Genomic DNA, 14,214 nt, shown 5'->3' with positions numbered 1-14,214 from the left:
GATGGCTGACCGTGCCAAGGTCCTGCTGGTCGACGACCGTGAGGAGAATCTGATCGCCCTGGAGGCGATCCTCAGCTCGCTGGACGTCGTGCCCGTGCGGGCCCGGTCCGGAGAGGAGGCACTGAAAGCCCTCCTGTCGAGCGACTTCGCCCTGATCCTGCTCGACGTGCGCATGCCCGGCATGGACGGCTTCGAGACCGCCGCGCACATCAAACGGAGAGAGCGCACCAGGAACATCCCGATCATCTTCCTGACCGTCGTCGACAGCGCCCCCGACTACGCCTTCCGCGGGTACGCCGCAGGTGCGGTGGACTACCTCACCAAGCCGTTCGACCCCTGGGTGCTGCGCGCCAAGGTCGCCGTGTTCGTGGAGCTCTACTCGATGAACCGCCGGCTCGCCGAGCAGGCGGCACTGCTGCGGGAACGCCTGTCGAGCGAGTTGCCGGACGGCGGCGACCACACCTCCGTGCTGGGCGAACTGGCCGGCCGCGTCACCGCCGTCGAGGACGAGCTACGGCGGGTGCGCGAACTGGCGGAGAAGTCCGCCGACGGACCCCTCGGCGGCGCGGTAGCCGAACTGGGCGAACGCGTCGCCCACCTGCGGGCCGGCTTCGACGCGCTCGGCTGAGCCGCGCGCGGCGTCACGTATCGTGATCGGCGCCGTGTGCCCTGATCGGCCTCACGGAGCGTGACCAGCGGCCCCGGCAAGGACCGCCAGGTCAGCGGCGGGCGCGCTCGAGCGCGTCCCAGAAGCCGCGGCGCAGGGCGTGCCTGACCTCGTCGTGCAGCAGGAAGTCGATCGGCAGCGAGGACCCCTGGAGAAGGCGGGCCTCCAGGTCGGACGGCATCCGGGGCTTGCGGGCGAGCACGGCCTCCAGCCACAGGGCAGGGGCGTCGCGAGCGACCGACTCGCCGAAGTCGTGGCCCTCCTTGTGCGCCGCCTTGACCGCCTCGGCGAGCGTCGTGGTGCCTCCGGACTGCATCGGCACCGGAGCGGGCTGAGGACCTGTGTAAGGACCCAGCTGGGAGGGCGCGTAGCCGGTGGGGCCGGAGCCGTACTGCTGCTGGCCCTGTGCCTGGCTCGTGTGTGCCTGGCTCGTTTGTGCCTGGCTCGTCTGTGCCTGGCTCGTGTGTGCCTGGCCGGTCTGAGCCGGGGTGCCCGACGGGGGTTGCGCCCCCGTGGGCGGCGCCGGGGGGCTGACCGGCGGGGGAGCCGACAGTGGTGCGCTCACGGGCGGCTGAGCCTGGCGTGGCGCAGCGGGCTGCTGCGACTCGGGCCCGTAGCCGTTGTAGACGGGTGGGGACGGCTGGGCCGGCAGAGCGGGACGCGCGTGGGCGGCGGAGGACCGCCCGCCGCTGTGCGCCCCCGTGCCCTCTGTCCCAGTCCCGTGCGACCCAGTCCCGTGCGACCCAGTCCCTTGTGGCCCAGCCCCTTGTGACCCATGGGCGCCGGTCCCGTGGGAGCCCGCGCTGTGGGAGCCTGCGCTGTGAGAGCCCGTCCCGTAGGAGCCGGTGGCTTCCAAGCCGCCGGCGTGGGCGCTAGGGGACTGGGTGCTCGTGGTTTGGGGGCTCGTGGTTGGGGGGCCCGTGGTTTGGGAGCTCGTGGACTCGGCGCCCGTGCTCTGCGGGTCCGTGCGGTGGGAGCCCGCGCCCTGGTAACCCGCCCCTTGGAAGCCTGAACCCTGGAAGCCTGAACCCTGGAAGCCCGGGCTCTGAGAACCCGCACCCTGAGAACCCGCGCCCTGGGAGCCCGTGCTGTGAGCGGCGCCTCCCTGGGAGCCCACACCGTGCGACCCGGCGCTGTGGCTTCCCGTGCCGGATGCGCCCTGGTGCGTGCCCGAGTGTGTGCCCGAGGGGTGCGGCTGGGTGGCGTTCGAGACCGTTCCGGGGGCGCTCATGCCCTGCGGCGGAGTGTCGTGCGCGCCCGTCACCGCCCCGTTGTGCTGGCCGGCGGCGTGGCTGCCCTGCGACAGCGTCCCGTTGTGCTGCCCGTGGGGCTGCGTCCCGTGGGGCTGCGTCCCGTTGTGCGGTGTCCCGTTGTGCGGTGTGCCGTTGTGGGGGGTGCCGTTGTGCTGGGAACCGTTGAGGTGGGTCCCGTTGGACGACGTCCCGTTGCCGTAGGGGACGAGGCCGTTGCCGGGGCCCGGGTCCGCCCCGGTGAGCATCGAGACGAACGACCGGAGATGGCCGCTCCCGATCTCGATGAGGTCGTCGCACTCCTGGCGCAGGGTGCGGGCCGCCGACCACGCGCCGTCGGTGGCGATCTGCATGACGGTCACCCGGATGCCGAGGTCCTGCGCGTCGCTCACCACCTGGGTGAGATCCTCGTCGCCGCTGACCACGACCGCGTCGCAGACCGCGTTGTTGCGCGCCAGCGTCATGAGGTCACGGTGGACCTGGGCGTCCACGCCTTCCCTGCGGCCCGGCCGGATGCGGCCGAGACGGAGCTTGAGCCCGGGGATGTCCGCCAGCACGTCGTGCTCCGGCGTACGGCGGCCCTCGACGGTCGCCTCGTACCAGTAGCAGCGCAGCAACGGCAGGCCCGTCCGCTCCCTCGACAGGGTCGTCAGGAACTGCAGGAGGCCCGGGTAGTCCCAGGAGACGGCCTCGCGATGGCGGGTCCCATGGACGGCCATCGCGCCGTCTGCCAGCAAGTAGCCGGCGTCAACGAACAGCGCGCAGCGATCCACGCGACACCGCCCTTCCTACGTGGCCCTCTCAGGGTAGTCAAGCGTGTGTTCCCGCGAGGCTGATTCCCGGCGATTCAGCCCTTGCCAGCCTGGTGGGGGATCGGGACGCCAACGGCCCTGGGGTGGGAAGTCCTCACGCCGACCGTACCAGTTTGTCCAAGTATCTCCCCCTACCAATTTGTTATCGCACGGCCGCACCGCCGGGGGCCGCGGAGCCGGTGGACACCCGCAGAACGCGCGTCCCGGACCGGCGTCCCTGGCCAGCGAACCCTCACGACCACGTTCGTGCGCTCACGACCGCGACGCCGAAGAAAACGGGGTCGTTTCTGGTGGCGAGTTGGAGGGCGGGGCTGGGCCCCAGGAGGGCGTGCAGCGTGTCGACCGCGACGCCCCCGGCGTCCGCGTCGCCGAGGACGCCGGAACCACGCCGGTCTTCACCATCCCGCGTGGTCACAACACCCGCCCTGACCCCCTCGCCGTTCCACACCATCAGGTCGATCCGCGCGGGCCCGCCGCCCGGGGCGAGCCCGTCGAGCGGAAGCCGCAGGGCCTTCTCCCCGGTTCCGATCACCGCCGCGGCGTCCAGCACCACCGCACGCGTGTACGGCTGCCGCGCGTCCGTGACCATCACCACCAGGCCCCAGGCGGAGTGCCTGACCGTACCCGCACGCGCGGGGGCGCCCGCGACCCACCAGCGCCCCGATCCCGCCGTACGGACGAGAGAGGTCACGTCGGCGAACGCCTGATAACCGGAGCCGCTCGGCAGATCCCGCCGGGCGACCTCGGCGGCCGGCACGGTCGCGTACCCGGGCCTTCCCGGAGCGCGCACCCGGATGTCCCGGGAGGGAACCGCCCCCCGGCCCACGCCCGCCCAGTAGAGGCCCGCCCACATCACCTGGCCTCCGGGCGGCAGGTGGAGATCGGCCTGGCTGGACGTGCCCGCCGAGGGGTCCCTGTCGAGGTCGACCGGCACGCTGACGCCCGGGCTCAGGCCCCGGCCGTCCGGGACGGATCCGCGCGGGCCGGACCTCGCGGGAGTGCCCACGAGCACGTTGCCGACCACCCGGGCGGCCAGGTGGCCGTCCGCGGCGAAGCGAGCCGCCGCCCCCGAGGCGCGCGCCCCCACGGTGGACTCCGCGGTCTTCTCCAGCCCTCCCGCCCGCACCCGCACCGTGAAGACCCGTCCAGCGGGCGCGTCCGCGGCCACCGCGACCCGCAGGAAGATCGCCGTGACCTCACCGGCGGCCAGCGGTCCACGGGCGCACCGCACCAGACGTCCCGACGCCGCACACGACCACCCGTCGCCCGCGCCCCGCCGCGTGCGCGTGCCGTCCGCACTCCCACCCGCCGCAGGCTCCTGACCGGCGTCACCGCGCGCGGCGTCACCCCGGCCGCCGCGCCCGTCCTGGTCCAGGTAGCGGACGCCGGGAGGCAGGGTCACCGTCGCGGTGATGTCACCGGTGGCGGCGTCCCCCGTGTTGCGGAGCCGTACGGCGACGAGCCCCGACTGCCCGCGCAGCAGCGAACCGAGCGGATCGACGGCGACGGAGAGCGCCGCTTTCCCCTTCCCTTTGCCGTCTCCCGGCTTCCCCGGTGCACCCGCGCCCTTCTGCGCTCCCCCGGCCTTCTGCGCTCCTACTCCCTTGTGAGCTCCCCCGGCCTTCTGGGATCCCGCCTTCCCCGGGGCGCCCGAGGCCTTGTGAGCGCCCGAGGCCTTGTGAGTCCCCGCGGCCTTCCGCGCTCCCGCGCCCTTCTGGGCACCCGCGTCGCGCCGGCCTGCCGCGCCGGAGTGCTCACGAGCCGCACGACTCGGCTCCCCCGCCCGCGAGCCGCCCTGCCGTCCGAGTGGGGTGCGCCCCGTGGCCGCTCCGCGTGCCTGTGTCTCGCGCCGGTCACGCGCCGCGCCCTGCTCCTGCCGGGTCCCCGCCCGCAGGCTCTCTCGCTCCCCCGCCCGCGCGCCGTCCCGCGCCTGGAACCGGGCACCGCCCTGGGCACGAGCACCGCCCTGGGACCGGGCCTGCTCGGACGATTCCTGGTAGGGGTGCCGGGAGAGCCGACCCCGCACCCGTTGCCGTTCTGGCACCTGCTCCCGTGAGGCGTCCGCGTGGCGGGAGCCCTGCTCGGGGCGCGGGAGGGCCACGACCACCTCGGGCTCCCGCACCGGGCGGCCGCTCGCCGGGCCCCGGTCCACCTGTCCTCCGCCGCCTCGGCCGGCGCCCGTGTGCTCCCCGCCCCCACGCCCGGGGCGATCCTCACCCGCGCCGCCGGCAGCGGGCGGCGCTCCCGTGGCCTCCTCGCGCGGTGGCCGCGCGCCCGGGGTGACCCTGCCGGTGATCTCGGGCAGGCCGAGCGCGACGCCGGCGCCGGGCGGCTCGGCAGCGCTCCCCGGCGTCCACGGGCGCGGCCTCGGCCGGTCGTACGGGAACGGGATCCCCACCGGTCCGCTCTCGCCGGCGGTCGGGGAAGAGGCGGCGTCGTATTGTGGCCGCCCACGGTCCGGGCTCCGCTGCCCTGAGCCGCCCGCGGTCAGCATGCTCGCCGGCTCGGCGACGAGCAGGAAGGCGGCGGTCGCGAGCCCGGCCACGGCGATGCCCCCCAGCACCGCCCGATGGGACGTCGGCACGCTCCGCACCAGCGCGGACAGCCGCGCCAGCGCCGCCCGCACCCGGACGTACCCCGCCCTCGGCAGCCCGCTGAGCTTCCCGTACACGCGCCGCGTGGTCGACCGCGCCCGGATGTAGCCCGCGCTCGGAAGCGCGCTCAGCTTCCGGCACGCGCGCCGCGTGGTCGTCCCCGCTCGCACGTACGCCCCTCCGAGCAGCGCGGACGCCCGCCCCGCCGGCCGGTCCCGCGCAGTCCGCAGGACCCCTCGCACGCGCCGGTCAGCGCGGCTCCGCAACGCCCCCACGCGCCGCCGGGCGGCCTCCAGCCGCGCCCGCGCCCCGCCGTACGACCGGGAGCCCCTGGTCGTGGCGGCGAGGTCGGCGAGGTAGTCGTACACGGCGGGCCCCGCGACGAGCTGGCCGACGACGGCCCGCAGTTCCTGCGTGAGATCGACCAACTGCAGGAAGACCGACCGGCAGTCGATGCACTCGGCCACGTGGGCGTCGACCTCGGCGGCCTCCTCCTTGGGCAGGCCGTTCTCCAGATAGCGCAGGATCGTCGACACGACCGGGCGGCACTCGGCCCGGGGACCGTCCTCCAGGTGCAGCCGCACGTACGCCTCCCGCAGGCCCCGGCGGGCCCTGTGGGTGAGCTCGGCCGCGGCCTTGCCCGGCAGGCCGATCAGGGGGCCCGCGTCGGCGGGCCTGCCGCCCTCGATCTCCACGTGCCACAGCAGCGTGCGCCAGCGCTCGGGCAGCGAGCGGTAGGCCCGGGCGAGCGGCGAGCGCTCCAGGCCGGCGAGTTCCGGATCCACGTACAGCGAGTCGCCGTCGGCCAGGTCGGCCACGCCCGCGACGGCGTAGCGGCGCAGCGACGCGAGCAGGTAGGGCCGGAACGCGGAGGCGGGCCCGCCGCCACGCCGGACCACGTCGAGGACTCTCGCGAAGGTCTCCGCGAGGAGGTCCTCCACCTCGTTCTCGCTCTGTGCGATCCGCCGCGCCAGTGTTCGCGCGGCGACCGAGTGCCGCCGGTAGAGCGTCCCGAAGGCCGCCGTGTCGCCTCCCCGTACGGCCTCGAGGAGTTCCATGTCGGTATGCCGGACTTCTCTACGCATTGCGACCTCGCGATTACGATGAGTTGCACGGCCATACATTCCGCAGTCCATGTCCTGGCTAAACCGCTGAGCGCTCTTTACTCTCCGTAGTATTCGCACGCCACGTCCGGCGGCGGGGCCCGTACGGCCCGACCGGCGTGACCGGCCGTACGCTGAGCCTCATGAGTGACCGCGAGAGACTGCTTGACGAGATCAAGAACAAGGGCATCGTGCACGGCCGGGTCGTGCTGTCCTCGGGCAAGGAGGCCGACTGGTACGTCGACCTGCGCCGCATCACCCTCGACGGGGTGGCGGCGCCGCTCGTGGGCCGGGTGATGCTCGATCTGACCGAGGACCTGGATTACGAGGCGGTCGGTGGTCTCACGCTCGGCGCCGACCCCGTCGCGACGGCGATGCTGCACGCCGCGGCGGCCCGGGGACGCACGCTGGACGCGTTCGTGGTGCGCAAGGCGGGCAAGGCGCACGGCCTGCAGCGCAGGGTCGAGGGCCCCGACGTCGCGGGACGCCGGGTGCTGGCGGTGGAGGACACCACCACCACGGGCGGGTCGGTGCTCACCGCCGTGGAGGCGCTGCGCGAGGCGGGCGCCGAGGTCGTGGGCATCGCGACGATCGTGCACCGGGGCGGCGACGAGGCGCTGGCCGCCACTGGGGTGCCGTATCGCTCGGCCTACTCCCTCACTGACCTGGGGCTCTCTTAACGCTGAACGCCTGCCGCTCGCCGGGCGACCCGGGGGACCTGGCGGTTCCGTTCTCGAAGACCTCGACCGTTCCTGCGTCGTCGAGGACGACGTCGAGTTCGGGCTGGAAGTAGGCCGCCTGCTCACCCCGGGTCAGGTCCCTGTCGATGAGCACGTCGCCGCCGGGCACCCGGACGAACACGGGGCACCTGTCGGCCTGGCACACCACGCGCACGGTCGGCACGTCGGGCGCGCCGGGCGTGGCGGGCCCGGCGGACGGCTCCGCGGAGGGCCCGGCCGAGGACGGCGCGGACGGGGTGGAGGACCCGCCGGCCGCCGGCTCTCCCGAGCCGAACGTGGACAGCAGCCCCTTCGCCCCGATCACGACGACGGCGAGCAGCAGCAGGACCGCCAGGCCGACCAGCGCCAGCCTGGCGACACCGACGGGATCAGACCTGTGGCGTCCCACAACCCGGAGGGTAGCGCCTGTGAGGCGTGTCCCAGCACTCGTCTGTCACTTCTCGTACGGAGACTTCGCCGCAGGTCACCCGGGACGAGAGGGCGAGAGGGCGGTCACAGGTCGGCGTGGTGGCGACCCTTGGGGACCGCCCTGGCGGCCCTGCGGTTCTTCATCACCTCGCGCACGATCGGGATGACCGACAGCGCGACGATGACGAAGACACCGGGAAGGATGAACTTGTCGATGCCCTCGACCTTGCTGCCCAGGAAGTAGCCGAGCAGCAGCAGCGCCTCGACCCAGACGACGCCGCCGACGACGTTCCAGACGAAGAACCGTCGCGCGTCCATCTCGAGCACGCCGGCCACCGGGTTCATGAAGGTGCGGACGATCGGCATGAACCGCGCCACGACCACGGCCTTGGCCGGGCCGAACTTCTCGAAGTAGTACTCCGCCTTGTCGACGTGCTCCTTCTTGAACAGCCTCGAGTCGGGCTTGTCGAACATCTTCCTGCCGACCTTCACGCCCAGGAAGTGCCCGAGCTGCGCGCCCGCGATCGCCGCCAGCGGCGTGCCGATCAGCAGGACGGGCAGTGACAGGGGCGCGATTCCGAATCCCTGCGCCGCGGCCGCGGTACTGAAAATTCCAGCCGTCACCAACAGTGAGTCACCGGGCAGGAAGAACCCGACGAGTAGCCCCGTCTCTGCGAATACGATGGCGATGACGCCGATCGTCGCGAAGGCGCCGAGCATGCTCAGCCACCACTTCGGGTCAATAAGGTCCAAGAGCACGTCCACGGGGCGAGCCTACCTGTCCCCGATGAGATGAGACTGAGAAGCGGCAGAGCTGTGGAAAACCGTGAATCGCGGAATGACCGCGGCTTTCCCGGCGCCGCGAACCGGCCCGGCTTTCCGGATCGGCCCGGCCTTCGGGATACTTGCCACGCCGCATACCGTCAGAAGGAGATGACTTCTCATGCCTATCGCGACTCCTGAGGTCTACGCCGAGATGCTCGACCGTGCCAAAGCGGGCGGTTTCGCGTACCCGGCGATCAACGTGACCTCGTCGCAGACCCTGCACGCCGCGCTGCGCGGCTTCGCGGAGGCGGAAAGTGACGGGATCATCCAGGTGTCCACCGGCGGCGCGGAGTTCCTCTCCGGCACCACGGTGAAGGACATGGTCACCGGGTCCGTGGCGTTCGCCGAGTTCGCCCGCGTGGTCGCCGAGAAGTACCCGGTGACGGTCGCGCTGCACACCGACCACTGCCCGAAGGACAAGCTCGGCTCGTTCGTCCGCCCGCTGCTGGAGATCTCCGCCGAGCGCGTCGCGCGCGGCCAGGACCCGCTGTTCCAGTCGCACATGTGGGACGGCTCCGCCGTGCCGCTGGACGAGAACCTCCAGATCGCCTCCGAACTGCTCGACAAGACGGCCGCCGCCAAGATCGTGCTGGAGATCGAGATCGGTGTCGTCGGCGGCGAGGAGGACGGCGTCGTCGGCGAGATCAACGAGAAGCTCTACACGACGCCGGAGGACGCGCTGGCCGTCGCCGAGACCCTCGGGCTGGGCGAGCGCGGCCGCTACATCGTGGCCGCCACCTTCGGCAACGTCCACGGCGTGTACAAGCCGGGCCACGTCAAGCTGCGCCCGAGCGTGCTCAAGGAGATCCAGGACGCCGTCGGCGCCAAGTACGGCAAGGAGAAGCCGTTCTCGCTGGTCTTCCACGGCGGCTCCGGCTCCGCCCTGGAGGAGATCCACGAGGCGATCTCGTACGGCGTGGTGAAGATGAACATCGACACCGACACGCAGTACGCCTTCACCCGCCCGATCGTGGACCACATCTTCCGCAACTACGACGGCGTGCTGAAGGTCGACGGCGAGGTCGGCAACAAGAAGGCCTACGACCCCCGTGCGTACGGCAAGTCGGCCGAGGCCGGCATGGCCGAGCGCGTGGCCGAGGCTTGCCGGCAGCTCAAGTCCGCGGGCACCAAGCTCAAGTGACGCTCTCCCGGCCGTGAGCCGGGGGTCCGCGCCACCCTGTCCGGGGCGCTGGACCTGGGAAAAGGCGGGAACGGAAGATCCATTCCGGTATCGATCTCCGTTCCCGCCCGATGCCCCATACCCGTGCGCGGTGTCGGGCAGGTAGAACTGTGCCATGGAAACGCACGAGAACCTCCTCGCCGGCCCGCCGCCCACCCTGCTGCCCGACAACGTTGAGGCACGGCAGATGCTCGAGTCGGGCGCCAAGGCGGCCGACGTGGCCGCGCGCTTCCCCGCCCACTCGGCGGCCTGGGCCGCCCTGGCGGACGACTACTTCGCGGCCGGCCACGCCGTCACCTCGTACGCCTTCGCGCGTACCGGCTACCACCGGGGCCTCGACCAGCTCCGCAGGGCCGGCTGGAAGGGCCACGGGCCGATCCCCTGGGAGCACGAGCCGAACCAGGGGTTCCTGCGTTGCCTGAACGCCCTCGCCAGGGCCGCGCAGGCCATCGGCGAGAAGGACGAGGCCGAGCGGTGCGCCCAGTTCCTTCGTGACAGCAGCACGGCGGCCGCCGAGGCGCTCGCGCCCAACCACTGACGGACCCCTTGCGCACGGAGCACCGGCCACGGCCCGTCTCGCGTGTTAAGACCACGTTCACCCGCGGCGCGCCCCTCGGGTAGTCTCTGTGTGCAAGAGGCCCCTGTCGCGCTTGCGTCAGGGGCTTTCGTCTTGGTGCGGGAGTTAGACCATGCCGGCTGTCGTTCTCGTTGGCGCCCAGTGGGGCGATGAGGGCAAGGGGAAGGCCACCGACCTGCTGGGTGGTGACGTCGACTACGTCGTGCGCTACCAGGGTGGCAACAACGCGGGTCACACGGTCGTCATCGGCGACCAGAAGTACGCGTTGCACCTGCTTCCGACGGGTGTGCTTTCGCCCGAAGTGGTGCCGGTCATCGGCAACGGCGTGGTCGTGGATCCCGGCGTGCTGCTGAGCGAGATCGACGGGCTGGCCGATCGGGGCATCACCTGTGAGCGGCTGCTGATCTCCGCCAACGCGCATTTGATCATGCCGCAGCACAAGGCCATCGACAAGGTCAGCGAGCGTTTCCTCGGCAAGGCCAAGATCGGCACGACCGGCCGCGGCATCGGCCCGGCGTACGGCGACAAGATCTACCGCATGGGCATCCGGGTCCAGGACCTGCTCGACCCCGGCATCCTCGCCAAGAAGATCGAGGCTTCGCTGGGCGAGAAGAACCAGATCCTCACCAAGATCTACAACCGCCGGGGGCTCGACCCGGCTAAGGTCCTGGAGGAGTACCTCGGCTACGCCGAGCGGCTGCGTCCCCACATCGCCGACACCTCGCTCGTGCTCTCCCAGGCGCTCGACCAGGACAAGTTCGTCCTGCTGGAGGGCGGACAGGGCACGCTGCTCGACATCGACCACGGCACCTATCCCTTCGTCACCTCCAGCTCGCCCACCTCGGGTGGCGCCTGCGCCGGCTCGGGCATCCCGCCGACCCGCCTGACCAGGATCATCGGCATCCTCAAGGCGTACACGACCCGTGTGGGCTCCGGGCCTTTCCCGACCGAACTGCTGGACGAGCAGGGCGAGTGGCTGCGCCAGACCGGCGGCGAGTACGGCGTGACCACCGGCCGCAACCGCCGCTGCGGCTGGTTCGACGCGGTCATCGCGCGGTACGCCGCCCGGATCAACGGCGTGACCGACTTCTTCCTGACCAAGCTCGACGTGCTGTCCGGGCTGGAGCGGATCCCGGTCTGCGTGGCGTACGACGTCGACGGCGTCCGCCACGACGAGATCCCGATGACGCAGACCGAGTTCCACCACGCCACGCCGGTCTACGAGGAGCTGCCCGGCTGGCAGGAGGACATCACCAGCGCGAAGACGTTCGACGACCTGCCGCCCAACGCGCAGGCGTACGTCAAGGCGCTGGAGGAGATGAGCGGCGCCCCGATCTCGGCCATCGGTGTCGGCCCGGGCCGCACGCAGACCATCCAGATTCGTTCCCTCATCTGATGATTCGTGGCGTACGCGCCCGGAACCGGAGGTTTCCGGGCCGCGTACGGGCGAGGCGGTAAGGTACGCCGCTGTGCATGGATACGTTGAGCTGCACGGGCACCGCGGAGCCCGGGGCCTGAGGCCTGAGAACACCCTGCCCGGCCTGGCCTTCGCGCTGGAGCTGGGGGTAGACGCGCTGGAGTTCGACGTCGCCATGTCCGCGGACGGGCAGATCGTGCTCACCCACGATCTGCACGTGTCCCCGGTGACCAGCGCCGACACGGGCATGGCCGCACCGGGGGACGAGATGTTCCCCTACGTCGGCAAACCGGTCATCGAGCTCACGCTGCCCCAGTTGCGGACCCTCGACGTCGGCGTACGGCTGCCCGAGCGGCCGGACGACCGCTTCGCGCTCACGCAGGTGCCGCTGCCGGACACCAGGATGCCGACGCTCGGAGCGGTGCTCGGCCTGATCGGCGCGCTCGGCGCGGACCACGTGCGCCTCCACGTCGAGCTGAAGTCCGACCCCACCCGTCCCGACCTGTGCGCCGACCCGCGCAGGTTCGTCGAGGACGTCGTAAGCGAACTCGACCGGCACGACCGGCTGTCCAGGGCGGCCCTGCTCAGCTTCGACTGGCGCATCCTGGAGATCGCCAGGCCGATGGTCGAGCGGCGCTACGCCCTGGTCGAGCGCGACACCATGACCCCCGCGTGGATGAACGGCATCCGCCTCGGCGAGGCCGGCGGCGACCTCGCGGCGGCGGCCGCGGCGGTGGGGGCGACGACGCTGTCCCCCGACCGCGTGCTCGTCGACGAGGCCCTGATGACCGGGGCGGCCCGGCAGGGCCTGCCGGTCGTGGTGTGGACGGTCAACGACCCCGACGAGGCAGGCCGCCTGATCGACATGGGCGTGGCCGGCATCGTGACCGACTACCCCGACCGTATGCGCCGCCTGTGGAAGGCCCGCGGCCTGCCGCTGCCCGACCCGGTGACCCCGCTGAGGCCAGTGGGGGCCTGAAGACCGCCCCTTCCTCCGCGGATCGCGGCCGGACAGGGAAGAGCCCCGCACCGGGCCTCGGCGGCCGGAACGGGGCTCCAGGGTCACCCACAAGAATGGCTTCAACAGCCGTTTACCACCCAACAGCATCGGACGGTGCCCGTCAAGTAGCGGAGCGTCACCCGGCCCGGCGTGTCGCGCGCGCTCACTCCTCCACGGACAGCGCGCCGGACGGGCAGAGCTGAACGGCCCTCCGCACGGCGGGCCCGAGGGCGGTCGGGGGGCCGGGGTCGAGCACCACGACCGTCCCGTCGTCCTCGCTCTGGTCGAACACCTCGGGCAGCGTGAGCGCGCACATCCCCGCGCCGACGCAACGGCCGGTGTCCGCCTTTATCTTCATCGTTCCCCCACTGACTCGCTCACCAGAGCACCGGCAGGCGGTGCACCCCGTAGATCGCCATATTGGACCGCAGCGGCACCTCCCGCGCCGGCACGGCGAGGCGCAGGTTGGGAAAGCGGCGCAGCAGGGCGGGATAGGCGATGCGCATCTCGATCCGGGCGAGCTGCTGGCCCAGGCACTGGTGGATGCCGTGCCCGAAGCTCAGGTGCCCGTGCGCCGGCCGGGTCACGTCGAGGGTGTCACCACCCTCGAACCGTCCGGGGTCGCGGTTCGCCGCCGCCAGCGACAGCGTCACCGCCTCGCCCGCCCTGATCAGGGCGTCGCCGACCATCACGTCCGCCAGGGCCGTACGGGTCGGCCCGATGTGCACGATGCTGAGATAACGCAGCAGTTCCTCCACCGCGTTGTCCACGGCGGCGGGGTCGTCCCGCACGAGGGCGAGCTGTCCCGGGTTGGTCAGCAACGCGAACGTGCCGAGGCCGAGCATGTTGGCGGTCGTCTCGTGCCCCGCGATCAGCAGCAGCAGCGCCACGCCGCCGAGCTCCTCCGTCGTCAGCTCCCCGCCCGCGACGAGCCCGCTCAACAGGTCGTCGTCCGGCTCCTTCGCCTTGAGCTCGACGAGGCCGTGCAGGTAGGCGAACAGGTCCTGCACCGCAGCCCGTACGTCCTCCATCGACGAGTCGAGGTTGACCAGCACCGCGGAGTCGCGCTGGAACTTCTCCCTGTCCTCGTACGGCACGCCGAGCATCTCGCAGATCACCAGCGAGGGGATCGGCAGGGCGAAGGACTCGACGAGGTCGGCGGGGGCGCCCTCGCGCTCCATGGCGTCGAGCCTGCTCTCGGTGATCTCGTGGATCCTCGGTTCGAGCTCCTTCATCCGCCGTACGGTGAACTGGCCGGTCAGGAGGCGGCGATAGCGGGTGTGCTCGGGGGCGTCCATGCGGACGAAGAACCCCGGCGTCAGCGGCTCCTCGTTGAGCTCGCCGCGCTGGGCGATCGGCGAGTGCAGCAACTCCGGGCGGGTGCTGAAACGGCTGTCCGCCAGGATCGCGCGCGCCTCTGCGTAGCCGGTCACCAGCCAGCCCTCGTGCCCGTCCGGGTACAGCATCCGCTGGACCGGCGCCTCGGCGCGGCAGCGCGTCAGTTCGTCCGGTGGATCGAAGGCACGTTCACGCGCCAGGGGAAAAGTCACCACCCGGGGTGTCGCCTCTGTCATGACACGCTCCTGCGAGAGTGGAAACGGTCGATGTGTCGAGCGGCCCGCTCCACCCACCTAACAACAT

Annotated in this window: 12 protein-coding genes; 6 read left to right on the top strand and 6 right to left on the bottom strand. The window is 71.9% G+C overall.

Going from position 1 to position 14,214, the window contains the following annotated elements; translation table 11 throughout:
• Position 1: 1 nt before the first annotated feature.
• Positions 2 to 628 carry a two-component system response regulator gene (locus HHX31_RS19660; RefSeq protein WP_169949767.1) on the top strand — a complete coding sequence of 209 codons (627 nt, stop codon included), beginning with the start codon at positions 2 to 4 and terminating at the stop codon, positions 626 to 628.
• Positions 629 to 719: 91 nt separating this feature from the next.
• Here HHX31_RS19660 and HHX31_RS19655 read toward each other — a convergent pair whose 3' ends face one another.
• Together HHX31_RS19655 and HHX31_RS19650 are read right to left on the bottom strand one after the other, a co-directional pair.
• Positions 720 to 2,690 carry an NYN domain-containing protein gene (locus HHX31_RS19655; RefSeq protein WP_169949766.1) on the bottom strand — a complete coding sequence of 657 codons (1,971 nt, stop codon included), beginning with the start codon at positions 2,688 to 2,690 and terminating at the stop codon, positions 720 to 722.
• A 271-nt stretch (positions 2,691 to 2,961) separates the two neighbouring features.
• Positions 2,962 to 6,381 carry a sigma factor gene (locus tag HHX31_RS19650; protein WP_169949765.1) on the bottom strand — a complete coding sequence of 1,140 codons (3,420 nt, stop codon included), beginning with the start codon at positions 6,379 to 6,381 and terminating at the stop codon, positions 2,962 to 2,964.
• 188 nt (positions 6,382 to 6,569) lie between these two features.
• Here HHX31_RS19650 and HHX31_RS19645 point away from each other — a divergent pair, with 188 nt between their 5' ends.
• On the top strand, positions 6,570 to 7,106 hold the full coding sequence (locus HHX31_RS19645; protein ID WP_169949764.1) for an orotate phosphoribosyltransferase: 537 nt from the start codon (positions 6,570 to 6,572) through the stop codon (positions 7,104 to 7,106).
• Here HHX31_RS19645 and HHX31_RS19640 read toward each other — a convergent pair.
• Entirely contained in the window at positions 7,084 to 7,554 is a 471-nt protein-coding gene (locus HHX31_RS19640; protein ID WP_169949763.1) for a hypothetical protein, read from the bottom strand. The genes HHX31_RS19645 and HHX31_RS19640 overlap by 23 nt on opposite strands.
• A gap of 104 nt (positions 7,555 to 7,658) precedes the next feature.
• Positions 7,659 to 8,339 carry a DedA family protein gene (locus tag HHX31_RS19635; protein WP_311932075.1) on the bottom strand — a complete coding sequence of 227 codons (681 nt, stop codon included), beginning with the start codon at positions 8,337 to 8,339 and terminating at the stop codon, positions 7,659 to 7,661.
• Between the two features lie 178 nt (positions 8,340 to 8,517).
• On the opposite strand from HHX31_RS19635, the gene fbaA reads away from it, so the two are divergent.
• The 4 genes from fbaA to HHX31_RS19615 all read left to right on the top strand — a co-directional run bounded on the left by fbaA (position 8,518) and on the right by HHX31_RS19615 (position 12,552).
• Positions 8,518 to 9,540: a class II fructose-bisphosphate aldolase gene (gene fbaA / locus HHX31_RS19630; RefSeq protein WP_169949762.1), complete on the top strand. Its 1,023-nt coding sequence runs from the start codon at positions 8,518 to 8,520 to the stop codon at positions 9,538 to 9,540.
• A gap of 154 nt (positions 9,541 to 9,694) precedes the next feature.
• Positions 9,695 to 10,117 (top strand): DUF3151 domain-containing protein, encoded by a 423-nt coding sequence (locus tag HHX31_RS19625; protein WP_169949761.1) that lies wholly within the window; start codon positions 9,695 to 9,697, stop codon positions 10,115 to 10,117.
• A 151-nt stretch (positions 10,118 to 10,268) separates the two neighbouring features.
• Positions 10,269 to 11,552: an adenylosuccinate synthase gene (locus HHX31_RS19620; RefSeq protein ID WP_169949760.1), complete on the top strand. Its 1,284-nt coding sequence runs from the start codon at positions 10,269 to 10,271 to the stop codon at positions 11,550 to 11,552.
• A gap of 73 nt (positions 11,553 to 11,625) precedes the next feature.
• Positions 11,626 to 12,552, top strand: coding sequence for a glycerophosphodiester phosphodiesterase family protein (locus HHX31_RS19615; protein WP_169949759.1), 927 nt, complete (start codon positions 11,626 to 11,628; stop codon positions 12,550 to 12,552).
• 184 nt (positions 12,553 to 12,736) lie between these two features.
• Here the strand turns inward: HHX31_RS19615 and HHX31_RS19610 are convergent, their stop codons facing one another.
• Positions 12,737 to 12,931, bottom strand: coding sequence for a ferredoxin (locus HHX31_RS19610; RefSeq protein ID WP_169949758.1), 195 nt, complete (start codon positions 12,929 to 12,931; stop codon positions 12,737 to 12,739).
• 19 nt (positions 12,932 to 12,950) lie between these two features.
• Positions 12,951 to 14,147, bottom strand: a complete 1,197-nt coding sequence (locus HHX31_RS19605; protein WP_169949757.1) for a cytochrome P450 — start codon at positions 14,145 to 14,147, stop codon at positions 12,951 to 12,953.
• Positions 14,148 to 14,214: the final 67 nt, after the last annotated feature.

Source organism: Microbispora sp. H11081 (genome assembly GCF_012999535.1).
GTDB lineage: Bacteria > Actinomycetota > Actinomycetes > Streptosporangiales > Streptosporangiaceae > Microbispora.
Note: the sequence above shows the minus strand (reverse complement) of the source record. Positions and strands in the feature narration are given on the sequence as shown.